Source organism: Streptomyces sp. NPDC127197 (assembly GCF_042672405.1).
Taxonomy (GTDB): Bacteria; Actinomycetota; Actinomycetes; order Streptomycetales; family Streptomycetaceae; genus Streptomyces; species Streptomyces flavusporus.
This window is the reverse complement of sequence record NZ_JBHXVG010000010.1, coordinates 244,827-269,579: the sequence shown is the minus strand read 5'-3', so window position 1 is coordinate 269,579 and position 24,753 is coordinate 244,827. Positions and strand designations below refer to the sequence as shown.

At 70.4% G+C, this 24,753-nt stretch carries 24 protein-coding genes; 9 read left to right on the top strand and 15 right to left on the bottom strand.

The features are described from left to right. Positions 1–449: 449 nt before the first annotated feature. Both ACFVJQ_RS18765 and ACFVJQ_RS18760 read right to left on the bottom strand, forming a co-directional pair. On the bottom strand, positions 450–1,448 hold the full coding sequence (locus tag ACFVJQ_RS18765; RefSeq protein WP_385511244.1) for an anion permease: 999 nt from the start codon (positions 1,446–1,448) through the stop codon (positions 450–452). A 7-nt stretch (positions 1,449–1,455) separates the two neighbouring features. Continuing rightward, a complete protein-coding gene (locus ACFVJQ_RS18760; RefSeq protein WP_053759661.1) occupies positions 1,456–2,076 on the bottom strand; it encodes a DUF47 domain-containing protein in 621 nt (206 codons plus the stop codon). A gap of 212 nt (positions 2,077–2,288) precedes the next feature. Here ACFVJQ_RS18760 and ACFVJQ_RS18755 point away from each other — a divergent pair, with 212 nt between their 5' ends. Beyond that, positions 2,289–2,636, top strand: a complete 348-nt coding sequence (locus tag ACFVJQ_RS18755; RefSeq protein WP_385511242.1) for a metal-sensitive transcriptional regulator — start codon at positions 2,289–2,291, stop codon at positions 2,634–2,636. An 8-nt stretch (positions 2,637–2,644) separates the two neighbouring features. On the opposite strand, the gene ACFVJQ_RS18750 is transcribed toward ACFVJQ_RS18755, so the two are convergent. From ACFVJQ_RS18750 to mshD, 6 genes are all read right to left on the bottom strand, one after another. After that, complete coding sequence (locus ACFVJQ_RS18750; protein ID WP_224735933.1) at positions 2,645–2,821, bottom strand: hypothetical protein; 177 nt, start codon at positions 2,819–2,821, stop codon at positions 2,645–2,647. 85 nt (positions 2,822–2,906) lie between these two features. Further along, on the bottom strand, positions 2,907–3,746 hold the full coding sequence (locus tag ACFVJQ_RS18745; protein WP_385785094.1) for a hypothetical protein: 840 nt from the start codon (positions 3,744–3,746) through the stop codon (positions 2,907–2,909). A gap of 387 nt (positions 3,747–4,133) precedes the next feature. Further along, on the bottom strand, positions 4,134–4,559 hold the full coding sequence (locus ACFVJQ_RS18740; protein ID WP_385511240.1) for an NUDIX hydrolase: 426 nt from the start codon (positions 4,557–4,559) through the stop codon (positions 4,134–4,136). 24 nt (positions 4,560–4,583) lie between these two features. Continuing rightward, entirely contained in the window at positions 4,584–5,726 is a 1,143-nt protein-coding gene (locus ACFVJQ_RS18735; protein ID WP_385511238.1) for a CHAD domain-containing protein, read from the bottom strand. Further along, positions 5,707–8,064, bottom strand: a complete 2,358-nt coding sequence (locus ACFVJQ_RS18730; protein ID WP_385511236.1) for an RNA degradosome polyphosphate kinase — start codon at positions 8,062–8,064, stop codon at positions 5,707–5,709. The genes ACFVJQ_RS18735 and ACFVJQ_RS18730 overlap by 20 nt, the downstream gene beginning before the upstream one ends. A gap of 106 nt (positions 8,065–8,170) precedes the next feature. Continuing rightward, a complete protein-coding gene (gene mshD, locus ACFVJQ_RS18725) occupies positions 8,171–9,100 on the bottom strand; it encodes a mycothiol synthase (RefSeq protein WP_385785090.1) in 930 nt (309 codons plus the stop codon). A gap of 145 nt (positions 9,101–9,245) precedes the next feature. Here mshD and ACFVJQ_RS18720 point away from each other — a divergent pair, with 145 nt between their 5' ends. Together ACFVJQ_RS18720 and ACFVJQ_RS18715 are read left to right on the top strand one after the other, a co-directional pair. Then, positions 9,246–11,054 carry a bifunctional metallophosphatase/5'-nucleotidase gene (locus tag ACFVJQ_RS18720; RefSeq protein WP_385785087.1) on the top strand — a complete coding sequence of 603 codons (1,809 nt, stop codon included), beginning with the start codon at positions 9,246–9,248 and terminating at the stop codon, positions 11,052–11,054. 58 nt (positions 11,055–11,112) lie between these two features. Beyond that, complete coding sequence (locus ACFVJQ_RS18715; protein WP_385511231.1) at positions 11,113–12,324, top strand: DUF2993 domain-containing protein; 1,212 nt, start codon at positions 11,113–11,115, stop codon at positions 12,322–12,324. A gap of 92 nt (positions 12,325–12,416) precedes the next feature. Here ACFVJQ_RS18715 and ACFVJQ_RS18710 read toward each other — a convergent pair whose 3' ends face one another. Continuing rightward, entirely contained in the window at positions 12,417–14,477 is a 2,061-nt protein-coding gene (locus tag ACFVJQ_RS18710; protein WP_385785142.1) for a pectinesterase family protein, read from the bottom strand. Between the two features lie 342 nt (positions 14,478–14,819). Here ACFVJQ_RS18710 and ACFVJQ_RS18705 point away from each other — a divergent pair, with 342 nt between their 5' ends. Then, the gene (locus tag ACFVJQ_RS18705; RefSeq protein ID WP_385511229.1) at positions 14,820–15,167 is read left to right on the top strand and encodes a DUF6247 family protein; all 348 of its coding nucleotides are present in this window, start codon (positions 14,820–14,822) and stop codon (positions 15,165–15,167) included. A gap of 329 nt (positions 15,168–15,496) precedes the next feature. On the opposite strand, the gene ACFVJQ_RS18700 is transcribed toward ACFVJQ_RS18705, so the two are convergent. The 6 genes from ACFVJQ_RS18700 to ACFVJQ_RS18675 all read right to left on the bottom strand — a co-directional run bounded on the left by ACFVJQ_RS18700 (position 15,497) and on the right by ACFVJQ_RS18675 (position 21,077). Beyond that, positions 15,497–16,921: an ATP-binding protein gene (locus ACFVJQ_RS18700; RefSeq protein WP_385785082.1), complete on the bottom strand. Its 1,425-nt coding sequence runs from the start codon at positions 16,919–16,921 to the stop codon at positions 15,497–15,499. Next, complete coding sequence (locus ACFVJQ_RS18695; protein ID WP_385511225.1) at positions 16,918–17,652, bottom strand: response regulator transcription factor; 735 nt, start codon at positions 17,650–17,652, stop codon at positions 16,918–16,920. Before ACFVJQ_RS18695 ends, ACFVJQ_RS18700 begins: the two co-directional genes overlap by 4 nt. 113 nt (positions 17,653–17,765) lie before the next feature. Then, the gene (locus ACFVJQ_RS18690; RefSeq protein ID WP_385511223.1) at positions 17,766–17,972 is read right to left on the bottom strand and encodes a hypothetical protein; all 207 of its coding nucleotides are present in this window, start codon (positions 17,970–17,972) and stop codon (positions 17,766–17,768) included. Positions 17,973–18,025: 53 nt separating this feature from the next. Next, on the bottom strand, positions 18,026–19,054 hold the full coding sequence (locus tag ACFVJQ_RS18685; protein ID WP_385785078.1) for a S1C family serine protease: 1,029 nt from the start codon (positions 19,052–19,054) through the stop codon (positions 18,026–18,028). Positions 19,055–19,190: 136 nt separating this feature from the next. Beyond that, positions 19,191–20,213: a LacI family DNA-binding transcriptional regulator gene (locus ACFVJQ_RS18680; protein ID WP_385511221.1), complete on the bottom strand. Its 1,023-nt coding sequence runs from the start codon at positions 20,211–20,213 to the stop codon at positions 19,191–19,193. Positions 20,214–20,297: 84 nt separating this feature from the next. After that, on the bottom strand, positions 20,298–21,077 hold the full coding sequence (locus ACFVJQ_RS18675) for a response regulator transcription factor (RefSeq protein WP_385511220.1): 780 nt from the start codon (positions 21,075–21,077) through the stop codon (positions 20,298–20,300). A 165-nt stretch (positions 21,078–21,242) separates the two neighbouring features. Here ACFVJQ_RS18675 and ACFVJQ_RS18670 point away from each other — a divergent pair, with 165 nt between their 5' ends. The 5 genes from ACFVJQ_RS18670 to ACFVJQ_RS18650 all read left to right on the top strand — a co-directional run bounded on the left by ACFVJQ_RS18670 (position 21,243) and on the right by ACFVJQ_RS18650 (position 24,721). Then, a complete protein-coding gene (locus ACFVJQ_RS18670; RefSeq protein WP_385511218.1) occupies positions 21,243–22,106 on the top strand; it encodes an alpha/beta hydrolase in 864 nt (287 codons plus the stop codon). Positions 22,107–22,174: 68 nt separating this feature from the next. Further along, entirely contained in the window at positions 22,175–22,429 is a 255-nt protein-coding gene (locus tag ACFVJQ_RS18665) for a MoaD/ThiS family protein (RefSeq protein ID WP_129798554.1), read from the top strand. A gap of 8 nt (positions 22,430–22,437) precedes the next feature. Beyond that, the gene (locus ACFVJQ_RS18660; protein ID WP_385785073.1) at positions 22,438–23,610 is read left to right on the top strand and encodes a hypothetical protein; all 1,173 of its coding nucleotides are present in this window, start codon (positions 22,438–22,440) and stop codon (positions 23,608–23,610) included. A 99-nt stretch (positions 23,611–23,709) separates the two neighbouring features. After that, positions 23,710–24,441: a DUF2993 domain-containing protein gene (locus ACFVJQ_RS18655; protein ID WP_385511216.1), complete on the top strand. Its 732-nt coding sequence runs from the start codon at positions 23,710–23,712 to the stop codon at positions 24,439–24,441. 199 nt (positions 24,442–24,640) lie between these two features. Next, positions 24,641–24,721: a putative leader peptide gene (locus tag ACFVJQ_RS18650; protein WP_350310325.1), complete on the top strand. Its 81-nt coding sequence runs from the start codon at positions 24,641–24,643 to the stop codon at positions 24,719–24,721. Positions 24,722–24,753 lie beyond the last annotated feature (32 nt).

Genomic DNA, 24,753 nt, shown 5'->3' with positions numbered 1-24,753 from the left:
CGGCCTGTGGGGGGTGGGTGGTGCGGATGCCTGCAGCGGCCTGTGCGGGTGGGTGGTGCGGATGCCTGCGGCGGCCTGTGCGGGTGGGTGGGGGTGGGGGTTGCGCCTGCGGTTTCGTTGTGGGTCGGGGCCGCGCCGGGGGGTGTCCGTCCTCGGTCTGCCGGTGGGTTTCCTGGATTGGGAACCGGTCGTTTCCGGCATCCGCTGCGGGCGGACACCCCCCGACACGTCCCCTTCCCGCCGTACGCGACTGCGGCCCCGATCCGTCAGTCCGCGGACGCGTCGACGTCCGGCTGTGGGTGTGCGCGGGCCGCCACCACCCCGTCAGTCCGCGGGCAGTCGTGCCTCCCCCAGAGGGGGACCCCCAGGGCGGCACGGGTGGGCGCGGGCGGCTCCCCCGTAAGCACCGGGCTGCGCGCGCCCCCGGCCCAGCGCAACGCCGCCAGGGGTTACAGGAACGCCAGGTGTACGAGGCCGAAGGCCAGCGCCGCGACGATCGCTGCTGCCGGCATCGTGATGAACCAGCCGAGGACGATGTTCTTGGCGACACCCCATCGCACGGCGTTCACCCGCTTCGTCGCGCCGACGCCCATGATGGCGGAGGTGATGGCGTGGGTCGTGGAGATGGGCGCCTTGAAGAGGAACGCCGTGGTGAACATGATCGACGCGCCGGTGGTTTCCGCGGCGAAGCCCTGTGGGGGGTCCAGTTCGATGATGCGGCGGCCGAGTGTCCTCATGATGCGCCAGCCGCCGGCGTAGGTGCCGAGAGAGAGCATGAGCGCGCAGGCGATCTTGACCCAGATCGGGATCGGGTCGCCGTAGTCCTCGACGTCGGCGATGACCAGGGCCATGACGACGATGCCCATGGTCTTCTGGGCGTCCTGGAGGCCGTGGCCCAGGGCCATACCGGCCGCGGAGACGGTCTGCGCGATGCGGAAACCGCGCTTGGCCTTGTGCGGGTTGGCCCGGCGGAAGATCCACATGATGGCCGTCATCACCAGGTAGCCGACCACGAGACCGACCACGGGGGAGACGAACATCGGGATGATGACCTTCTCGAGGACGCCGTCCCAGTAGACCTGTGTGCCGCCGGCCAGTGCCGCGCCCACCATGCCGCCGAACAGGGCGTGGGAGGAGGAGGACGGCAGGCCGAAGTACCAGGTGACGAGGTTCCAGGTGATCGCGCCGAGGAGGGCGGCGAAGAGGATGCCCATCCCCGTGGAGCCCTCGGGGGTTTCGATCAGGCCCTCGCTGACCGTCTTCGCCACGCCGCTGCCCAGGAACGCACCGGCCAGGTTCATGACCGCGGCCATGGCCAGGGCGGCCTTCGGGGTCAGCGCGCGCGTCGACACGGATGTGGCGATCGCGTTCGCCGAGTCGTGGAAGCCGTTGGTATAGGTGAAGAAGAGGGCGACCAGGATGGTCACGACCAGGGCGAAGGTGTCCATGGACGGGTCAGGACTCCTTGACGGCGATGGTCTCCACCGTGTTCGCCACGTGCTCGAAGGCGTCGGCGGCCTCTTCGAGGACGTCGACGATCTGCTTGAGCTTCAGGACCTCGATCGCGTCGTACTTGCCGTTGAAGAGGTGGGCCAGAAGCTTGCGGTGGATCTGGTCGGCCTGGTTCTCGAGGCGGTTGACCTCGATCCAGTACTCGGTGAGGTTGTCCAGCGTGCGGAGATGGGGCATTGCTTCGGCCGTCAGCTCGGCGGCGCGGGCGAGCACCTCGATCTGCTGCTCCACGCCCTTGGGGAGTTCCTCGACGTTGTAGAGGACGACCAGGTCGACGGCCTCCTCCATGAAGTCCATGATGTCGTCGAGGGAGGATGCGAGGGAGTAGATGTCCTCGCGGTCGAAGGGCGTGATGAACGAGGAGTTCAGCTGGTGGAAGATCGCGTGTGTGGCGTCGTCACCGGCGTGTTCCGCTGCCCGCATACGCTCTGCGATCTCGGCCCGGGCGGAAGCGTCCGCCCCGAGCAGTTCCATCAGGAGCTTGGAGCCCGTGACGATGTTGTCCGCGGATGCGGCGAACATGTCGTAGAAGCTCGTCTCCCTGGGGGTCAGACGAAAGCGCACGTGGGTTCCTCTAAGTGCTTCGGTTTCGGTCAGGCTGATGCTAGGTGCATCATCCGGCCACGGCTAATGGGCCGTCCTCCAGTGTCGCCCATGAAAATAGTTCGTCTGTACGGGGGCGGTTCGGGGGGTCGGTCCGGGCAGCGGCCAAGAGGCCTATACCCAGCAAAGTTCGGTACGATATACCCAGTAGGGGTATGTGGATGGAGGACGCCATGACGACCACCGAGACCGGCTCCGGGGTGCCCTCCGAGAGCGTGGTGACCGACCACGACCGTGGCATTCACGGGTACCACAAGCAGAAGGACGAGCATCTGAAGCGGCTGCGCCGGATCGAGGGGCAGATCCGGGGGCTGCAGCGGATGGTCGATGAAGACGTCTACTGCATCGACATACTCACGCAGGTGTCCGCGTCCACCAAGGCTCTGCAGTCCTTCGCGCTGCAGCTGCTGGAGGAGCATTTGCGCCACTGTGTCGCCGATGCCGCCCTCAAGGGCGGTGGCGAGATCGATGCCAAGGTGGAGGAGGCCACGAAGGCCATCGGGCGGTTGCTGCGGACGTGAGCTCTCGCTCAGGTGTTGGACGCCGCCGCGCGTTCTTCGGCCACTCGCAGGACCTCGTCGATGCTCTCCAGGCTCAGCCTGTCGTCCGCTGCCGAGGCCGCGATGATCAGCTCTCCGCACAGCTCTATCTCGGCGAGGGCCACGTGGTCCTGAACTGCCGTACCGCCGACCGGAGCCACGTGCATCACCTCTTCTCTGCCGTCACCGACTTCCTAGAGTAGGGAGCGGCCTACACAACGCGCATGGCACGGACGGGCTAGTTCGCGCCGGTCACTCCTCGGCGATCCGGCCCGCGTAGATGTGCTCCGCGGGCGGCAGTCGTACGTCGACGGGGGCCCCGAAGTCGTAGAGGAGGGTCGTCGACGAGACCGCCACGGGGGTCCTGTGGTGGCCGTTGACGAAGCTGAAGCGGTGCCGGATCTTGCGGATGCGGCCCTGGTCGTCGAGGTACACGTCGAACGGCACCTCGGCCGTGGCGAACCCTTTCGCCGCCGCCTGGAGGGATTCCTTGCTCCCGGCCGAGGCATTCTGCGCGGCCCGGGCCAGGTCGGCGGTGCCGCGGTAGTGGCTGACCTCGGTGCCGGCGATCTCGGTCCGGCCGACGTACTCCGCGGAGCGCGCGCCGCGCAGCACCTCGGCGGCGGCGAAGGGATCGGTGGCGCCGCCGGTCACCAGGTTTCCGTCGGAGAGGGTGGCCGTGTCGACGCGCACCCATTTGTCGGCGGGGACGCCGGCGCCGCGGTTCTTCATGTACAGGGCGCCGGGGGCGAGGAGTTCGGTGATCGGGCGGTGCTCCTGCTCGCCGGCCGGGTCCTGGGGGAGCAGCACCTTCAGGCGGCCGCGCTGCCGGGTGTAGTCGTACGTGCCCTCGCCGCGGATGGTGACGCGGGTGCCGCCGGTGGCCATCTCCATGGAGGTACGGGCCTTGGAACTGCCGGCGTCCCGCAGTGCGTCGGCGGCGTTCTGCAGGGTGCGGACCGGGTCGGCGGGGTGGGCGTTGTCCGCGGCCGCGCCGCTGCCGGAGCATCCGGTACCGCCGAGGCAGACGCAGGCCATCAGCCCCGCCGCGACGACCGTCCCGCTCGCCCTGCCCTGCTGCCGCTCCGCCATCGCCTGCCTACCCCCAGCCGTACGTCCGTCACTGTCCCCCTGTCGTTCCGGTTAACGACGGGTAGGTTGAGCCGTCACGCGGCCGGTGGGGTCGTGGGGGTGCTCGACGGCGGTTTCTGGCGCGGGCGCAGAAGACCCTTACCCAAAGGCTGACGAGCTGTTCACCTGGGCTGGGTAACGTTGTCGCGTGACGCAGCAGGGCCGGTCCGATCCCGGAAACGATCATCCGGAGCACCGCACGACGACGGTCGAGCAAGGCCCGTTCTGTGTGGCCCGGTGCAGCTGCGGCTGGCGTGGGCCGGCCCGCCGGGCGAGAAGCAAGGCCCGTACGGACGCGTCGGGGCATGTGGCCGGATCCTGACGGTGAGCGGTGAGCGGTGAGCGGCTTCAGGCGGGGCGCATGGTGGCCAGGAGTTCGTCCACCAGCTCGCTGTCGCGGGGCTGGGTCAGGCGGCGGCGGGCCGCGTCGGGAGTCAGCCACAGGATGCGGTCGACCTCCGTGGTCGGGGTGAAGCTGCCGGAGACGGCCTCGGCCGCCCAGTAGCGGACCTGCTTGGGGCGGCCGTTCGCGAGGTAGTACAGGGTGGGCAGCTCGGCGCCGGTCGCGGCGGCGTAGCCGGTCTCCTCCCCGACCTCGCGCAGCGCGCCGGCCAGCGAATCCTCGCCGTGCTTCAGCTTGCCCTTGGGGTGGGACCAGTCGTCGTACTTGGGACGGTGGACCAGGCAGATCTCCAGTTGGCCGTCGATGGGGGAGCGGCGCCACAGGACGCAGCCGGCTGCCAGGACGGGCGTGTTGTCCTTCGTACCGGTCACCTGCCGTTCACCGCCCCCCTCGGGTCAGGACGTGCCTACCGTCTGCTTCTGCCACGACTGCTGGAACGCGAACCGCGCCGCCTCCACCTCGTGCCGCTGGTCGGCGTGCAGCACGCCGAGCGCGTACGCCGTCGCCGGGGCGATGCGCGGCGTACGGGCCGCTGCTGCCGCTGCCGCTGCCGCCTCCGCGGCGTCACGGTGCCGGTTGAGGGCCTGGCCGGCGGCCAGCAGACGGACGTCGACCGGGGCGTTCTCCCCGTCCAGCACCTCGCGGGCGTAGCGGTGCAGGCGCAGCAGCAGGCGGACCTGGTGCCAGGGGGCGTCCTGCGGGTGCGGGGACGGGTCCGGGGACAGGCCGTGGATCAGCGCCTCCGCGTTGTAGGGGTGGCCGGCGGTGATCAGCGGGAGGGCGGCCACCGCGTCGGTGAGGCGCTCCTCGGCCGCGGCTGCGTGCGGGCGCAGGTCGGCTGTGGGGGCGGTCGGGGTGAGGGGGACCTCGCTGGCCAGGACGGCGACCTTGTCGGCCACCGCGTGGAAGCGGCTGGAGCCGAGGGCCTGGAGGGCGCTGGAGTGGGCTCGGGTTCGGGCGAGGGTGAGCTGGCGTTCGAGTAGGGCGCCTGCTTTGGCTGCGCCTACTGTGAGGTTGCCGCGTTCCGGGGTGGGCGTCGGGGGGCCGGCGTTGCCGGGTGCCGCTGCGCCCACCCGTGCCGTCCCAGCGGCACGACTGCCCGCAGCTACGCCAGCTGCGGCATCGGCTGCCGCGGCTGCGTCCTTCGCCGCCGTCGCCGTCTGCGCCGGGAACGTCGCCCCCGACAGGCGGTGGAGGGCCTGGAGCAGGCGGTCCAGGCGGGCCGCGTAGGAGTGTTCCAAGGCCAGCGTGCCGGAGAGCCAGGCCAGTTCGGGGCGCATTCCCTCCGACCAGTCGGTGTCCAGCAGGGGACGGAACGTGTGCAGGCTGCCGCTGATACGGCGGGCCGAGCGGCGCAGGGCGCGTGCCGCGTCGACGGTCTCCTCCGTACCGTTGTGGTTTCCCCCGGCGCCGGTCTCCCGGTGCTGGCGGAGCGCACGGAGGAACTCCGTGGCCTGGGCCCGCAGGTAGCCCGCGAGAGCGTCCCCGGTCACCGGACCGGCCACGGGGTCCGTCGGGTCAAGGTGTTGCTGTGCCACGCCGGCGCCTCCGGGCGTCTATGAGCATCTCCTGGATGTTCCGCAGGGCCCCGCCGTCACCGTCCGTCGCGTGCCGGGTCCACTCGCCGTCCGGGCCCAGGTGCCAGGAGGCGGTGGAATCGGACGTGCCGGTCTCCATGAGCCGGTTGAGCGCGGCGCGGTGCGCCGGGTCGACGACCCGGACCAGGGCCTCTATACGGCGGTCGAGGTTGCGGTGCATCATGTCGGCGCTGCCGATCCACACCTCGGGTTCGCCGCCGTTGCCGAAGGCGAACACCCGGGAGTGTTCGAGGAAGCGGCCGAGTATCGAGCGGACCCGGATGTTCTCCGACAGGCCCGGCACGCCCGGGCGGAGCGCGCAGATGCCGCGCACCCAGACGTCGACCGGCACGCCCGCCATCGACGCGCGGTACAGGGCGTCGATGACCGCCTCGTCGACCATCGAGTTGACCTTGATGCGGATGTAGGCGTGCCGTCCGGCACGGTGGTGCTGGGCTTCCTTGTTGATCCGCGCGATCAGGCCGTCGCGCAGCGACTTGGGGGCGACCAGCAGACGGCGGTAGGTCTCCCGGCGGGAGTAGCCGGACAGCCGGTTGAACAGGTCGGACAGGTCCGCTCCGACCTGCGGGTCGGCGGTGAGCAGGCCGAGGTCCTCGTAGAGGCGGGCCGTCTTCGGGTGGTAGTTGCCGGTGCCGACGTGGCAGTACCGCCGTAGCGTGTCGCCTTCCTGGCGGACGACGAGCGACAGCTTGCAGTGGGTCTTCAGGCCGACCAGACCGTAGACGACGTGGCAGCCGGCCTCCTCCAGCTTGCGCGCCCACTTGATGTTGGCGTGCTCGTCGAAGCGGGCCTTGATCTCCACCAGGACGAGGACCTGCTTGCCGGACTCGGCCGCCTCTATCAGGGCGTCCACGATCGGGGAGTCGCCGGAGGTCCGGTACAGGGTCTGCTTGATGGCGAGGACGTCCGGGTCCTGGGCCGCCTGCTCCAGGAAGGCCTGCACCGACGTGGAGAACGAGTCGTACGGGTGGTGCAGGAGCACGTCCCTCGCGCGCAGGGCGGCGAAGATGTCGGGCGCGGACGCCGACTCGACCTCGGCGAGGTCGCGGTGGGTGCCGGCGACGAACTTCGGGTACTTCAGCTCGGGACGGTCGAGGCTGTGGATGCGGAAGAGGCCGGTGAGGTCCAGGGGGCCGGGCAGCGGGTAGACCTCGGCCTCGCTGATCTTCAGCTCCCGGACCAGCAGGTCCAGCACCTCACGGTCGATGGACTCCTCGACCTCCAGGCGCACCGGCGGGCCGAAGCGGCGCCGCATGAGCTCCTTCTCCAGGGCCTGGAGCAGGTTCTCGGCGTCGTCCTCCTCGACCTCGAGGTCCTCGTTCCTGGTCAGCCGGAAGGCGTGGTGCTCCAGCACCTCCATGCCCGGGAACAGCTCCTCGAGGTGCGCGGCGATGACGTCCTCGATGGGGACGTACCGGCCGGGGGAGCTCTCCAGGAAGCGGGACAGCAGCGGGGGCACCTTCACGCGGGCGAAGTGCCGGTGGCCGCTGACCGGGTTGCGTACGACGACGGCCAGGTTCAGGGACAGGCCGGAGATGTACGGGAACGGGTGCGCGGGGTCGACCGCCAGCGGGGTCAGGACCGGGAAGATCTGGTGCCGGAAGAGCGTGAAGAGGCGCGCCTGCTCCTTCTCGGTCAGCTCGCTCCAGCGGACCAGGTGGATGCCCTCCTCCGCGAGGGCGGGGGCGACGTCCTCGTGGTAGCAGGCGGCGTGCCGGGCCATCAGCTCGCGGGAGCGGGCCCAGATCATCTCCAGCACTTCACGGGGCTGGAGCCCGGAGGCGGAGCGGGTGGCGACGCCGGTGGCGATACGGCGCTTCAGGCCGGCCACCCGGACCATGAAGAACTCGTCCAGGTTGCTGGCGAAGATCGCGAGGAAGTTGGCCCGCTCCAGAAGGGGCGTGTTCGGGTCCTCGGCGAGCTCCAGGACGCGCTCGTTGAACGCCAGCCAGCTGCGCTCCCGGTCGAGGAACCGGCCCTGCGGCAGCTGGACGCCGTCGATCTGCGCGTCCTCGTACACGTCGAGGTCGGCATCGATGTCGGGTTCCAGGTCGGAGACAGTCGCCGACACCGTGTGCGGGCGGTGGGCGGCTATGGAGCCCACGGAGGGCTGTGCGTGCTGGACCTGTGCCGGGGCGTTCTGCTGGCTCATGGCCCCATTGTTCCGCGCCGTGGGCGAAACGGGCGCGTCGGAGCGAGCGCGCGGGAGCGTGGCGGCGGCCCCGTTCACCGCGGGCCCCTCGGGGGGCGGCGAAGGCTCTGGCACGGCGGGAGTCATTGGCCGAGCGTCGCAAGCCCGTCTGAATCGATGGTTACGGAGACATGACGTGCGGGATAGCGGGGGGAGGCTCCCGGGCGTCCACGGCGGCGGGGGCGGTGTTCGGTCAGGTCTCCGTCCGGTACATCAGGTCCGTCTCGTGGGTCGTGAAGCCCATCCCCTCGTACACCGCCACCGCCGCCTTGTTGTCCGCGTCGACGTACAGCATCGCCGTCGGCAGGGCCTGCGCCGCCAGATGCCGCAGGCCGACGGCGGTGAGGGCCTTGCCGAGGCCGATGCCCTGGGCGGCGGGGGCGACGCCGAGGACGTAGATCTCGCCGAGCTGCTCCTGGGCGTGGACCTTGGTCCAGTGGAAGCCGACGAGTTCGTCGCCGCGGAAGGCGAGGAAGAAGCCCGCCGGGTCGAACCACGGCTCGGCCTTGCGGTCGTCGAGGTCCCGCTGGGTGAGGGAGCCCTGCTCGGGATGGTGGGCGAAGGCGGCGGCGTTGACGGCCAGCCAGGCCGCGTCGTCCCGCCCGGGCACGAAGGTGCGCACGGTCACGCCGTCCGGCAGCGTCGGCTCGGGCAGGTCGAGGCCGGCCAACGGGCGCCGCATCTGGCGCAGTTCGCGGAACAGGGTGAGACCGAGGACCTGGGCGAGGTGCCGGGCGGCGGAGTGGCCGCCGTGCGCCCACACCCGCAGCCGCTTGCCGGACGCGGCGAGCAGCGCCGAGCCGAGGGCGCGGCCGTGTCCGTGACCGCGGTAGGAGGGGTGGACGACCAGTTCGGCGGCCGGCGCCTCCACCGGGTCGGTGTCCTCCAGCTGGGCGTAGCCGACGAGTTCGCCGCCGACGGTGAGCAGCAGATGGGACACGCCCTCGCGTTCCCCGCCGCGCAGCTGCAGCCGGCCCTGCTCGGACACCGCCTGCTGGCCGTCGCTCCGCGCGGCCTCGGCGAGCAGGGCGAGTACCGCCTCGGTCTGCTCCGGGCCGAGCACGGCGTGGGTCTCGATGGATCGGGAGTGGCCGGCCTGCCGGTCGCTGTCGTCGCTGGTCATGCCTACGAGGGTAAAGGGCGGGCCCGGCAAAGTGTCGGCAGGGAGAAACCAGGATGTAACCGTTAACCCCCTGTCGCGCTACGCGCGTTGACTCTAGGCTGCGGGCGATCACGCCATGGCCTCGGACGACCCACAGGGGGGACGCATGCCGGCAACACCTCAGCCGCACCACCGCCGCAGACGCCGTACGACCCGGCTGCTCGCGGCCGCCGCCGGACTCGCCACGGTCGGCGCGCTGGCGGCCGCACTGCCGTCGACGGCGAGCGCCGACGACAGCCGCAAGGGCGGTGACCGCCCCGGCCGCTACCAGGATGTGCAGCTGCTGTCCTTCAACGACCTGCACGGCAATCTCGAGCCGCCCTCCGGCTCCTCCGGCCGGGTCACCGAGGTGCACGAGGACGGTACGACCGAGACCATCAACGCGGGCGGCGTGGAGTACCTCGCCACGCATCTGCGCCAGGCGCGCGAGGGCAACAAGTACTCGATCACCGCGGCCGGCGGCGACATGGTCGGCGCCTCCCCGCTGATCTCGGGCCTCTTCCACGACGAGCCCACCATCGAGGCGCTGAACAAGCTCGAACTGGACGTCACATCCGTCGGCAACCACGAGTTCGACGAGGGTGCCAGGGAACTGGCCCGCCTGCAGAAGGGCGGCTGCCACCCGACGGACGGCTGCTACACGGACGAGGAGTTCGCGGGCGCCGACTTCCCGTACCTCGCGGCGAACGTCCTCGACGAGAAGACCGGCAGGCCGATCCTCAAGCCCTACTGGGTGTGGAAGAAGAAGGACGTCAAGGTCGGCTTCATCGGCGTGACCCTGGAGGACACCCCGGGCGTCGTCTCCGCCGAGGGGGTCAAGGGCCTGAAGTTCAAGGACGAGGTCGAGACGATCAACAAGTACGCCAAGGTGCTCCAGCGCCAGGGCGTGAAGTCGATCGTCGCGCTGATCCACGAGGGCGGGGCCCCGGCCTCGTCGGCGTACAACTACGACTGCGACGCGCCCGGCGCGGGCGACGGCATCTCCGGCCCGATCGTCGACATCGCCAAGAACATCACGCCGCAGGTGGACGCGCTGGTCACCGGCCACACCCACGCGGCGTACGCGTGCACGATCGCCGACCCGTCGGGCAAGCCGCGCACGGTCACCTCGGCGGCTTCCTTCGGCCGCCTCTACACGGACACGACGCTGACGTACGACCGCTTCACGGGTGACATCGCCCGTACGGCCGTGAAGTCCGCGAATCACGTGGTCACCCGGGACGTCCCCAAGGCGCCCGACATGACCGAGCTGATCAGCAAGTGGAACACCCTCGCGGCGCCCATCGGCAACCGCGCGATCGGCTACATCTCCGCCGACATCCCCAGCACCGGCACCGAGTCCCCCATGGGTGACCTCATCGCGGACGCGCAGCTGGCGTACGCCAAGGAGCTCGACCCGGAGGCCGACCTGGCGCTGATGAACCCGGGCGGCGTGCGAGCGGGGCTGACCTACACGGCGAAGGGCAGTGAGGGCGACGGCGTGGTGACGTACGCCGAGGGCTTCACGGTGCAGCCGTTCTCCAACACGGTGAACCTTCAGGACTTCACCGGCGCCCAGCTGATCCAGATCCTCAAGGAGCAGGTCAGCGGCTCGAACGAGGCGGCTCCGAAGATCCTGCAGCCGTCGGCCGGTCTGACGTACACGCTGGACCTGACGAAGTCGGGCGCGGACCGTGTGGTGACGGACTCGGTCAGGCTGAACGGCGCCGCGATCGACCCGGCGGCCACCTACCGCGTCGCGACGAACAGCTTCCTCGCGGGCGGCGGCGACGGCATCCCCACGCTGGGCCAGGGCACGAACGACCTGGTCGGCGCGGACGACCTGGCGGTACTGGAGCAGTACCTGACCGCCAACTCCTCGGCCGCGAACCCGATTTCGCCGCCGGCGGCGAACCGGATCACGATCGTGAGCTAGATCGCACACCTCCGGAAGAGGTTGCGGGTGGGGTCGGTACGCATGTTCGGATGGATCGATGCGTACCCCCCACCACATAGCGACGCATTCCCGCTTCAACCCGTACGAAGAGCTCGGCGCTCTGGATGACGGCCCTCTCGAGCAGTTCCTCGAAGAGGATCCCTCCGGAGAGGACCCCTCCCATGAGGAGGACGAGGAGTGGGCCCCGCCCAACCACCGCCGTAACGGCCGACGACGCCGGCGGGGCCGCCTCGCGGGTCTGCCGTTCGCGCTGAAGGCGGTGGTCGGGCTGGCGGCCCTCGCCGCCTTCCTCACCCTCGCCGACCGCTGGGCCCTGCTCTACGCCGAGCGCCGCGCGGCGGACGCCCTCAAGGACCGCATGGACCTCACCGCGGCACCCGAGGTGGAGATCGGCGGCTTCCCCTTCCTGCCCCAGCTCGTCGACGGCCGCCTGGACTCGGTGAAGGTGACCGTCCCGGACGTGGCGGCCGACCGGGTCACGCTGGCCGCGGTGTCGGCCACGGCACACGACGTACGGCTCGACGGCGACGGACCGACCTCCATACGCGGGGCCCGGGTCCCCGAGCTGAACGGCGACGTCCTGCTCTCCTTCGCCGACCTGAACCGTGAACTCGGCGCGTCCCAGGTGACGTTCACCGGCGTCGGCCGCGACCGCGTCTCGGCGCGCGGCACGCTGCCGGTCGCCGGGCACGATCTGCGGCTGCGGGCCGACGTCCGCATCGGGCGCGACGGCGACCAGGGCATCGACACGCAGATCGGCGGAATACGTCTGGACATCGGGGACCTGGCGACGTACCGGCCCGGTGCCCGCGCCTCGGAGGGCCTGCACCTGACGCCCAAGTCGGCCGCCGACCTCGCCCGCGAGACCCGCAAGGTGCGGGCGCTGCTGACGGTGCCGTCCGTCGTACAGCGCATGGGGGTGCCCGAGGCGACGGTCCGCGAGGCCCTGAGCGACGCCGACCGGCTCGCCGAGCTGACCGGCTCCGAGCGCTTCGTCCACCAGGCCATGCGGGTCAACCTCCTCGACCTGGCCCTGGCCCACCCCGGGGTACTGGACCGCCTCGGCTTCGACACGGCCCTCCTCGACGCCCTCTCCCGCCTGACCCGCCCGGTCCTCGCCGACCGGCTCTCCCTCGGCTTCCGGCTGCCGGAGCTGCCGCAGGGCGAGCTGCGCCTGCGGGACGTACGGGTGGAGGAGGACGGGATCAGGGTGCGGCTCGCCGGGGAGGGGCTGGCGTTCGGCCCGTAATGGCGGCCGGTGGGTGAGCGAAGCCCCGGCCCGGATCGACTGCCTCTGCGATCGGGGCCGGGGCCGGCCGGGAGGGAAGGGAGTCGGAGGGGTCAGGAAGCGGTCGGCGTCCAGTTGCCCAGCCAGTCACCGATCTCCTGACCGGAAGCCTGGGCGTCGGTCAGCTGAGGCCGGTTGCTGCTTGCCGGACCTGCGCCGGGGCCCGTGTTCTTGTACTCGGCGAAGCGGTCGTCCTTCCAGGAGAAACCGCTCATGTCGGTCCAGGGAGTGGACTTGACCGCGGCGCTGAGGTTGGTGTTGCGGACGGTGGTCTGCGGGTCGAGGGAGGCGTCCCCGCCGGCGTGCCAGGGGCGGCCGAGGTAGAAGCTGCCGGCCGACACGTCGCCGTTCACGGTGGAGTTGGCGATCAGGATGCCCTTGCGGTTCGCGGGCGTGCTGGGAGCGGTGACGTAGCCGAGCGAGGTGCCGTCCCAGCGCTTCCTGAGCGTGATGACGGACTTGTTGATCACGGCGGTGGCGCGGCCGAAGATGAAGTCGACGTTGCCGGTGACGTAGGAGTTGGTCATGTAGACGCGGCCGAGCCTGTCCTTGGCTGCCGTGTCCAGGAGCAGGGTGTCCTGGTCGCCGGTGACGATGACGCCGTCCAGCAGAACCTTGTCGGCGGCGGTGCGCAGGGCGACGGCCTGGTGGCCGGAGAGCGACTGGTTGGCGGCCTCGTCGAAGTCGTTGGAGATCGTCAGATTGCGGGCCTGGAAGTCATCGGCCTCGACGGCGACGGTGGCGCTGCCCGACGTGCCGTAGTTGCCCGAGCCGTCCGGCTTGGGGGTGCCCGCGGCGTTGTTGTAGACGATCACCGTGTCCTTACGGCTGCCGCCGGTTCCCTGGAGGGTGACGTGCGGCTTGTTCGACGGCACCTTGACCGTCTCGCGGTACGTGCCCGGCTTGACGGCGATGACGACGCGGGAGGCGTTGTTCGCGGGCACGGCGTTCACGGCGGCCTGGACGGTCCTGTACTGTCCGGAGCCGTCCTTGGCGACGGTGAGGGTCGTGGCGGCAGCAACCTTGGCGGTGCTCGTCGTACCGATCGAACCGCTGGGCCCGGCCCCGGCCTTGAGCAGCGACGGCACATCCGCCGCCTTGTCCAGCGTGTAGGGGTAGTACGTCTTCGGGTCGAAGGCCGTGCCACCGCTCTCGTTACGGCCCGAGGTGCCGGAGAAGACGTTGCCGCGCTGCACCAGAGCCGCGGTGCTGTCCTTGATGACCGGGTTCTTCATGCCCTGGAAGTAGCTGTTCTCCAGGACCATTTTCGTGCCGCCGCGCGAGTAGTTGCCGTACGAGGAGTTGATGTCCGTGTTCGGGACGTCCTCGAGGAAGTTGTTGTAGAGGTGGGCGTGGGCGGCGTTGTCGGTGGACGGGTTGCGCTGCTCGGTCTCGCGGATCCAGTTGTGGTGGATCGTGATGTCGGTCCTGACGTTCTCGGTCCAGCCGATGCCGAAGGTCTTGTTGTTGTCGCTCAGCTTGTTCCAGGAGACGGTGACATTGGTGCTGTCCTTGCGGACGTCGATGAGACCGTCGGCCATGTGCCGCAGATCGTTGTGATCGATCCAGACATGATGCGCACCGTCCATCTGAATGGCGTCGAAGTCATGGTCCTTGTCGTTCCAGATGCCCTGGTACGAGTCCCGGATCGTCAGGTTCCGGATGATCACGTTGTGGACGCCGGTGCCGAGGAAGAACCCGCCGCCGACGATCTGCCCGGAGGTCCCTGCCCCGACAATGGTCTTGTCGGAGGCGACCTTGATCTCCTTCCCGACGGGATTCATGGTGATGGTGCCGGCAACGACGATGACGTACGGCTCGGCGGCGGTGGCGTACTTCTCGAGCTCGGCAAGCGTCGTGACGGTGACGGTCTTTCCGTCCCGTCCGCCGTACGTCCCGTTCTGCCCGAGCGAGTTGACGGAGGCGAAGCCGTCGGCAGTGGCGGTGGCCCAGGCGGGGGCGGCGGCCTGCGCGGTGGGCTGCGCGTCGTCACCGAAGACGCCGAAGACGGTTCCGTAGGCGAGTGTTCCGGCGGCGGCCAGGGTGGCCGGCACGCCGATCACGAGTGCAGTTCTGCGCTTGCGGTGGCGGGGCTTGCCGCGGTTGTCACTCATGTGCGGGATCCGTTCCGTGCGGAGGGGGATGGTCGCCGCGTAGTTGCCGCCGGGGCAGGGAAGGTTGCCGCTGTGCGTCCGCCCTGATGGGGTGACCGGCGTGCTGTTCGGGCCGCCCGCTTCTTCGCCGGTTTCGTGGGGGTCGTTCGTGGAGGCCGTCATGGGAGGGGGCGGGCTTGCACACCTTCGAGTGACGCCTGCCGGGATGCCCGGCTTCGGGACTGAGCTGCCTGCATGGTTGATCATCCGGTCGAATGAATGACCAGGACGCGAACGACTGATGTGAAAGGTGCGAGGCCCGTTATGGTCGTAGACACGGCGCGTCGAAGGAGGACATCGGTCATGGCTGCTCACGCTGCGGAACGCGATTCGGTCATTCCTCCCATGCCCGAGCGGACCCCGAAGGCGCTGCGCAGGGCCATCGCCGAGGACGCGCCCCAGCTCCTCCCTGACTTCGACAAGCACTGGAAGCGCGCGATCGCCGACACATACGATCTTGGTCCTGTGTCCGCCTTCGTGGCTCGCTGGTGGTGCGAGTACGCGATTGCCCGTGATCCTGGGCTCGACGCTCACGTGAGAGATCTGCACCGCCGTGCGGCAGAAACCGCCGACTTCGCTGAGGCTCAGGTCCTCCTCGAAGAGGTGTCGAAGATCCGCTACAGGACGCGGGAACTGGAGCCCGGCGAGTGACCGGCGGGTTCATGGGGCCGCCTTGGCAGATGGACTGGCGGCTCGATGCCCTCGCCTACCGTGACTCACTGCCGGAGCACGTGCGGAAGATGGTTGACGAGGTCCGCGCTGAGCTGGTCACGGCGAAGGACCCGTATTTCCGGGGGTCGATGCCGATGCCGACCTACCGGAGACCATGAGTGTTGAACCGGTATGGTCCACGGATCCCCAGGGGCCGCGCATTTTGTACTTCGACAGCTATAAAGGCTGGCTGATCTACACCTTCAAGCGGCGTATCGAGGATCCGCAGATCGTCGTGGTGGAGGTCTTCTGGCAGGTTTACGAACCTCCTACGGAACCTCCGGCGGAGCCGTAGGCGCCCCCGGCAGCCGTACCGTCGCCACCGTGCCCCCGCCCTCCGCCCGGGCCAGCGTGACCTCGCCGCCCGCCTGCTGCACGGTGCGGGCCACGATCGACAGACCGAGGCCCGAGCCCGGCAGCGCCCGTGCGCTCGGGGACCGCCAGAACCGATCGAAGACGTGGGGGAGTTCGTCCTCGGGGATGCCGGGGCCGTGGTCGCGGACGGTCAGGACGCCCTCGCTCAGCTGCACCTCGATCGTGCCGCCCTCCGGGCTGAACTTCACCGCATTGTCCAGGATGTTGACCACCGCACGCTCCAGAGCCGCGGGTTCCGCCCGTACGTACCAGGGCTCCAGGTCCGCCGTGATCGTCAGCTCGGGGCCGCGGAGACGGGCCCTGCGCAGGGCCGACTCCACCGTCTCCTCCAGCGACAGCACCTGAACGCGCTCGCCCCGCTGGCCCTCCGAACGCGACAGTTCCTGCAAGTCGCCGATCAGCGCGGCCAGTTCCGTCATCTGCGCCTTGACCGAGGCGAGCAGAGCCTTGCGGTCCGCCTCCGGGATCGGGCGGCCCGTCTCCTCGCTGCGGGTGAGCAGTTCGATGTTCGTGCGGAGGGAGGTGAGGGGCGTACGGAGTTCATGACCGGCGTCCGCGATCAGCTGCTGTTGCAGTTCGCGGGAGCTGGCCAGGGCCGATGTCATCGAGTTGAAGGAGCGGGAGAGGCGGGCGACCTCGTCCTCACTGTCGTCCTCCACCGGGATACGGATGGTCAGGTCCTCGGTGCGGGCGACGTGCTCCACGGCCTCGGTGAGCTTGTCGACGGGGCGAAGGCCCGTCCGGGCGACCCACAGGCCCGCGGCCCCGGCGCCGACGACGCCGATGCCGGACACGACGAGCAGCACCCACGCCAGCGTCGTCAGCGGCTTGTCGACCGTGCTCGTGGGCTGGGCCAGCGAGACCGCATAGCGTTCCAGGCCGATGGTGGCCGGGCCAGGGCCGGGGACGTAGGTGTAGACGCGCCGCTCCACGCCCTTGCCGTCGGTGACGGTGTGCAGGGCGGCACGCTGCTCGCCAGCCGCGACCGCCACGTCCTCGGCGGAGACGGGCAGTTCGGCGTCCGAGGACGGCCGGCAGGTGGAGCCGTCGGCCGTCACGACCTGCACGAGGTACCCGGGCAGCGACCCGACGGTCGCCGTGCCGTCGGACGTGCAGGCGTCGAGCATGCTGCGCAGATAGCGGCCGTCGACCTGCGTGTGCCGCAACGTCGTGTCGAACTGCGAGTTCAGCTGCGCCCGCGTGATGAACCAGCACGCGGCGGACGCCGCCGCCACCGCCACCGCCACCGCGGTCGCCACCAGCAGAGCCAGCCGCGAGCGAATCGGCAGTGACCGCAGCCGCCGTACCGCCTTCCTCACTCCGCGCCGCCCTGCCGCAGCACATAGCCCACCCCACGCACCGTGTGCACGAGCCGCGGCTCGCCCCCCGCCTCTGTCTTGCGGCGCAGGTACATCACATACACGTCCAGCGAGTTCGACGACGGTTCGAAGTCGAAGCCCCACACCGCCTTGAGGATCTGCTCACGGGTGAGGACCTGGCGCGGGTGGGCCATGAACATTTCCAGCAGCGTGAACTCGGTGCGGGTCAGCTCCACCGGCCGCCCGCCCCGCGTCACCTCGCGCGTGGCCAGATCCATGCGCAGGTCGGCGAAGGCCAACGCCTCGTCCTCGGACGTCCCGGCCCCCACCGCCGCCGCGTACGAGCTGCGCCGCAGCAGCGCGCGGATACGGGCGAAGAGTTCGTCCAGTTCGAAGGGCTTGACCAGGTAGTCGTCCGCCCCGGCATCCAGCCCCGTGACCCGGTCGCCGACCGTGTCGCGGGCCGTCAGCATCAGGATGGGCGTCGTGTCACCGGCCCCGCGGATGCGGCGGGCGGCGGTCAGGCCGTCCATGCGGGGCATCTGGATGTCGAGGACCACCAGGTCGGGCCGGTAGGCGGTGGCCTTCTCCAGGGCGTCCGCGCCGTCGACCGCGACCTGAGTGTCGTAGCCCTCGAAGGCGAGGCTGCGCTGGAGTGCTTCGCGCACCGCCGGCTCGTCGTCGACGATGAGGATGCGCTGGGGGTCACGGTCGCCTTCGGCGGGGCTCATGGGCTGGGATTCCTTGGGTGCGGTGGGACGGGCGGCAGACTGGACGTGATGAACGCCTTCAGCCTCGCATGCCTCCCGGTCGGCGCGTAGGAGAGAGGACGGCTGGGTGGAGATCAGCCGCGCATCGCCGAGAGACGGTTCAGCGCCACCTTGCGGCGGTGCGGGCGGGCGGTCGTGGTGCGCAGGCCCATCATCTGCGGGGCCACCTCCGGCGCCCTGGTCGGTGCCGTCGGCGCGTGCAGTTCGTACGCCACGCCGAGGGCCAGGGTGAGGTCGGCCGCGCCGACACCGGTCACGTTGTGCGAAACCTGCTTGATCATGACGTACTCCCTCTCGTTCCGAGTCTGGCGTCGCGCGTCTCTCGTTCAGCGGTTCATTCGGTGGAGCCCGCCCGCAGCTTCGCCAGGTCGGACTTGACGGTGTTGATCGGGATGGCGAAGCCGAGGCCGACGCTGCCCGCGTCGGAGGAGGAGCCCGCCGCCGAGTACATGGCGGAGTTGATGCCGATGATGTTGCCGTTCATGTCGATCAGCGCGCCGCCGGAGTTGCCGGGGTTCAGCGAGGCGTCGGTCTGGATCGCCTTGTACGTCGTGGTCGACGAGCCGGTGTCGCCGTTGAACTCCTGGCCGCCGAACTCGAACGGCCAGCCCCCGCCACCCTGCTGTTGCTGCTGACCCTCGTCCGTCGAGACGGTCACATCCCGGTCCAGTGCCGAGACGATGCCGCTGGTCACCGTGCCGGTCAGGCCCTCGGGCGAGCCGATCGCCACGACCTCGTCGCCGACCTGCACACCGTCGGAGTTGCCGAGGGTGGCCGCCTGCAGGCCGGAGGCGTCCTCCAGCTTGATCAGGGCGAGGTCCTTGCTGCTGTCGGTGCCGACGACCTGGGCGGTGTACTCCTTGCCGTCGCTGGTGGTCACCTTGACCTGCGAGGCGCCGGAGACCACGTGGTTGTTGGTGATGATCTCGCCGTCGCCGGTGATGATCACGCCGGAACCGGTGGACGATCCGGCGTTCGAGGTGGCGTTGATCTCGACGATGCTCGGGCTGACCGCCTTGGCGACCCCGGCGACCGTGCCCTTCTGGCCGGCCGGCACGACATTGGTGCTGGTGCTGCTGGCGGCCACGGTGTCGGAACCGCCGGTCAGCTCCTGGATGCCGTACGCCGTGCCGCCGCCGATGGCCGCGGCGACGATCGCCACGGCGGCGATCAGCGCGACCGGGCCGCGGGTGCGCCTGGCCCGCTTCGGCGGGGCGGCGACGGGCTCGCTCAGGAGCGCCGTCGGCTCGTACGCGGGCGGGGGAGGCCACTCGGGGTTCACGGGAGAGGAGGCGTACTGCTGGTTGCCCTGGTACGGGTTCTCGTACTCGCCGCTGGGGCGGAGGCTCTCGGTCATGTTCATGAGCTTGCCGCCCGACGATGAGAGCTCCCTGAGTGCTCCCTGAGAAGCCCGACAGAACCTCGTATGTCCGATATAAAGAGGCTTCTCGCAGCTCGGCGAGGTCTCTCAGAGACGGCTCATACAGCGCCGAAAGCGCTCACTCACATCCGCACGACCGACGCACCACCAGCCGCGACGGGAACACCTTCAGCCGCTCCCGCCGCGATCCCGCAACCCGCAGCTCGTCGTCCAGGACCAGATCCACCGCCGCCCGGGCCATGGCCGAGCGGTCCGAGGCGATCGTCGTCAGGGGCGGGTCGGCCAGGGCCGCTTCCTTGATGTCGTCGAAGCCGGCCACCGCGAGCTCGCCGGGGACGTCGATGCGCAGCTCGCGGGCCGCGCGCAGCAGGCCGATCGCCTGGTCGTCGGTGGAGCAGAAGATCGCGGGCGGACGGTTCGGGCCGGAGAGGATCTCCAGGGCGACCTGGTAGGCGTCGTAGCGGTTGTACGGCGCCTCGAAGAGGCGGCCCTCGGTCGGGATGTCCGCCTCGGCCATCGCGCGCCGCCAGCCCTCGACGTGGTCGGAGACCGGGTCGCCGACCGCGGGGGTCTCGGCGGTGCCGCCCATGCAGGCGACGTAGGGGTAGCCGTGCTCCAGCAGATGGCGGACGGCGAGCTGGGCGCCGCCGAGGTCGTCCATGACGACGGCGACGTCGTCGATGGCCTCGGGGCGTTCGTGCAGCAGCACGACCCGGGCGTCCCAGGCGTCGATCTCGGCGGCCGCCAGGTCGTTCAGGGCGTGGCTGACGAGGATGAGGCCCGAGACCCGCATCCCCAGGAAGGCCCGCAGATAGTGGACCTCGCGCTCGCCGACGTAGTCGGAGTTACCGACGAGCACCATCTTTCCGCGCTCGGACGCGGCCCACTCCACCGCGTGCGCCATCTCCGCGAAGAAGGGCTGGCGGGCGTCCGGCACGATCAGGCCTATGAGGTCCGTGCGCCGCGAGGCCATCGCCTGCGCCACCCGGTCGGGCCGGTAGCCCAGCTCCTTGATGGCGGCGAGGACACGCTCGCGCGTGGCCGGGGCGACCGGCCGGGGTCCGTTGTTGATGACATAGCTGACTACGGCGGTGGACGTTCCCGCCAGTCGTGCTACGTCGTCCCGAGTCACCTTGGCCACGCGCGGAGTCTACGCGGATGGACCGGCTCTGGGCAGGGCGTACGAGGGCGTCCCCGCGCCCGCCCCGAGCCGTTCGCGCGCCTGCTAGAGGTCGGCCGGGACCTCGGCGGCGCTCAACTGGGCCGTCTCGTCCGCATCCTCCGGCTTTGGCTGGGCCGCCTTGGCCTTCGCCTCCTCCGCGGCGCGGTCCACCTTCTCCGGCGTAACGAATCGATAACCGACGTTCCGGACAGTCCCGATCAGCGACTCGTGCTCGGGTCCGAGCTTGGCGCGCAGCCGTCGTACGTGGACGTCGACCGTGCGCGTACCGCCGAAGTAGTCGTAGCCCCAGACCTCCTGCAGCAGCTGGGCGCGGGTGAAGACCCGGCCGGGGTGCTGCGCGAGGTACTTCAGGAGCTCGAACTCCTTGAAGGTGAGGTCGAGGACGCGGCCCTTGAGCTTGGCCGAGTAGGTCGCCTCGTCCACCGACAGGTCGCCGTTGCGGATCTCCATCGGGGAGTCGTCGTTGACGATCTGCTGCCTGCCCATCGCGAGCCGGAGCCGCGCCTCGACCTCGGCCGGGCCGGCGGTGTCGAGGAGGACGTCGTCGATGCCCCAGTCCGCGGTGACGGCGGCGAGCCCGCCCTCCGTCACGACCAGGATGAGGGGACAGCCGGGGCCCGTGGAACGGAGCAGCTGGCAGAGGCTGCGCACCTGCGGCAGGTCACGGCGGCCGTCGATCAGGATGACGTCGGCACCCGGGGTGTCGACGAGGGCGGGCCCTTCCGCCGGAGCCACGCGCACGTTGTGCAGCAGCAGGCCGAGCGCGGGCAGCACCTCCGTCGACGGCTGGAGAGCGTTGGTCAGGAGCAGCAGAGAACTCATACGTCTGGTTCCTCCTCGGTCCCTGCGAGGACGTTTGCGGTACTGCGCTGCGATCCCGGGGCCCCGTACACCTGCGGTTTCCCGCTTCGTATACAACGCTTCCGAAAGCACAAAAGGACCCGGGGGCTACGCTGCCCGAGTCCTCTGCCCAGCAGAATAGCCCACATGAGCAACGGTCCGGCAGGTCATGTGGCACGATCCAGCACCGTTCGTCCGAAGTATGAGACGCCGGGGGTGAGCAGACCCGCACCATTGCGGACGTTTCTGCGCACCGCCGACGGTGTGACGATCGACGCCGTATACGACCCGGGTGACGTCGTATACGAAACCTTTACGGCCCCGTTCGGCCATCCGGTGTTCGTCGTCGCGCACGGTTTCACCGGGGACGCGGACCGGCCGCACGTCCGGCGGGTGGCGCGGGCCCTCGCCCGGTACGGCGCCGTCGTCACCTTCTCCTTCCGGGGGCACGGGGCGTCGGGCGGACGGTCGACCGTCGGCGACCGTGAGGTGCTCGACCTGGCGGCCGCGGTGACCTGGGCGCGCCGGCTCGGGCACGCGCGTGTGGTGACCGTCGGCTTCTCCATGGGCGGCTCGGTGGTGCTGCGGCACGCGGCGCTGCACGGCGGGGAGCGCGAGGGGCGCACGGACGCGGTGGTGTCGGTGAGCGCGCCGGCCCGCTGGTACTACCGGGGCACGGCGCCCATGCGGCGCGTGCACTGGCTGGTGACCCGCCCCGCGGGCCGGCTGGTCGGCCGCTACGGCTTCCGTACGCGCATCCACCACCGGGACTGGAACCCGGTCCCGCTGTCCCCGGTCGAGGCGGTTCCCCGGATAGCACCGACCCCGCTGCTCATCGTGCACGGCGACCGCGACGGCTACTTCCCCGTCGACCACCCCCACATGCTGGCCGCGGCCGCCGGCGACCACGGCGAACTCTGGTTGGAGCCCGGCATGGGCCACGCCGAGAACGCAGCCGCCGACGAACTGCTCGCCCGTATCGGGGACTGGGCTGTCGGCAGGGCGGGCTAGCCTTGCGGTGTTCACCGCCGAACGACAGGACAAGCGGTGAACACCGCCGATTGGACCAGAGGAACGAGATGGCAAAGGTCACGGTGCGCTACTGGGCCGCCGCGAAGGCCGCGGCCGGGATCGCCGAGGAGCCGTACGACGCGGCCACGCTCGCCGAGGCGCTCGACGCCGTGCGTGAACGACACCCCGGTGAACTGACGCGCGTCCTGCAGCGATGCTCCTTCCTCGTCGACGGTGACCCCGTGGGCACCCGCGGGCATGAGACGGTACGGCTGGCCGAGGGCGGCACGGTCGAGGTGCTCCCGCCGTTCGCAGGAGGGTGACCACACCGATGAGCAACCAGCCGTATCAGGGCCCGTACGAGGGCTCCTACGACGGCCGGTACGAGGGCTACGACCCGTACCAGCAGCAGGCACCGCAGCCCCAGGTCCCCCAGGCGTGGCCCGGGCACCCGCAGTCGTACGACGATCCGCAGGCCGCCCAGCAGTACACGCAGCAGTGGCAGGGGCAGACCTGGGAGACGGACGTGCACCCGCCGGTCGCCGCCGTCGACCCGGCCGAGACGGCGTACCTGCCCCCGCAGTCGCCCGCGTACGGGAGCACCGGCCAGTACCTGCCCCCGCAGAGCGCGAACGCCGGATGGGACCGGCCGGACCGGCCCACGGCGCCCGAACCGGCGCCCGCGCCGCCCGCCGCCGACTCCACGGGCCCCGCCTACGGCCCCGCCACCATCGCCGGGAACGCCCGCATCACCGACGCCCAGCGCGCCCGCCTCGAAGGCCGCTCCCCGATCATCGAGCCCGGCATGCAGCCCGCCGCGCTCACCGCGCTGCTCGGTCTGCTGCTGTCCGGCACGGCGGCGCTCGGCGAGTACGCCCTGCTCGTACCGCTCGTCGTCCTGCAGGCGGTCACCGCCGCGGGCTGGTTCCGGCTGAACGGCATGTGGCCGGCCCGGCAGGGCATCGCGCTGGCGTTCGCGGGCGCGCTGACCGCCGACGTGGCGCTGCTCGTCGCGGGCCGCGATCAGGGGCCCGCCGCGATCCTGGGCACCCTCGGCGTCTGGGTCCTGCTGACGCTGGTCCTGCAACTGCGTTCGCACGCCGACCCCGACACGCGGATGTACGGCCTGATGGCGACGGTCGTCTCGGCCGCGCTGGCCATCGTCGCGGGCGGCTACCTCGCCGCCGAGCCGGACGCGGTCATGGTCGGGGCCGCCGCGGTGGCCGTGGCGGTTCTCGCCCGCGCGCTGCCGCTGCCCACGCCGGCCTCCGTGGTCGTCGCGCTGCTCGCCGCGGCCGGTGCGGGTATCGCGGTGGGCAGCATGACCGACGTGGGAACGGGGGGCGCGCTGCTGGGCGCGGCGGCCGCGGCCTGCGCGCTGATCGGCCACCGGGTCGCGAGCTACGACTACCCGTCCCGGTTCGTCCACTTCACGGCGGGCGTCGCCCTGCCGCTGAGCGTGGCGGCACCGGTGGTGTGGGTGCTGGGGCGGGCGCTGGTCTGAGGCACGGCCTGTTGTCACAGGTGATCGACAATTCCGCGGTGGGCCTTCCCGGGCGGGTTACCGTGACCCCCGACCTGAAGACCGCCGAGGTGGGGGAACATGCGCGCGCTGCGAATACTTCTGATCGTCGTCGTGGTCCTCGGCGGCCTGTTCGTGGCGGCCGACCGCCTCGCCGTGAACTTCGCCGAGGGCGAGGTCGCGGACCGGCTGAAGACCACCGAGAACCTGGCCGCCACCCCGGACGTGTCCATCAACGGCTTCCCGTTCCTCACCCAGGTCGCCGGCAGCACGCTGGACGACGTCGAGGTCGGCATCAAGGACTACGAGGCGGCCGCGGGCGACGGTGAGCGGATCCGCATCGACGACCTGACGGCGAACATGAAGGGCGTCGAGTTCTCCGGCGACTACAGCTCCGCCACGGCCGCCTCCGCCACCGGTACGGCGACCATCGCCTACGACGAGCTGCTCAAGGCTGCCAAGTCCGAGCCCACGGAGGTCGCCCCCGGCGTCACCGCCCGCGTGGTGAGCCTCTCCGACGGCGGCAACGGCAAGATCAAGGTCGGGCTGGAGGTCGACGCCCCCGTCATCGGTACGAGGCAGCTCTCCCTGCTCAGTACGGTCAGCGTCAACGGCGACACCGTCGACGTGCGCACCGACTCCCTGCCTGACCTGGCGGGCCTCGACCTCGCGGAGAACTCCGTCCGCGAGATCACCGACTTCCAGCAGGCCATCGACGACCTCCCCGGCGGCATCCAGCTCGACAAGGTCGAGGCGGCTCAGAACGGTGTCGAGATCACGGTGCAGGGTTCGAACGTCCGGCTCGCCGGGTAGAACACGGCGGGTGGCGGACCGGGCTGTCCGAAAGACGAGACAGTCGTGTCCGTACGGCAGTTGCCGGGTGGCGTCCCCGCGCCCGGACGCCGCTCCGCGGCGGCCCGGGCGCACATCTGATCCCACATCCCGGACGATCGTGTCTCAGAATACGACATGCCGGTGACACGCCCGCTGATCCGTCCCTACGATCGAGCCCATGAAGCGACAGGCGGATCTCACCAAGCGGCGGGCAGTAGACCTGTGCCGCGTTGCCGCCATGCTCTGTCGCACCTTCTGAGCGGAAGCCCCGACTTCCGCGTTCCCCTGCCC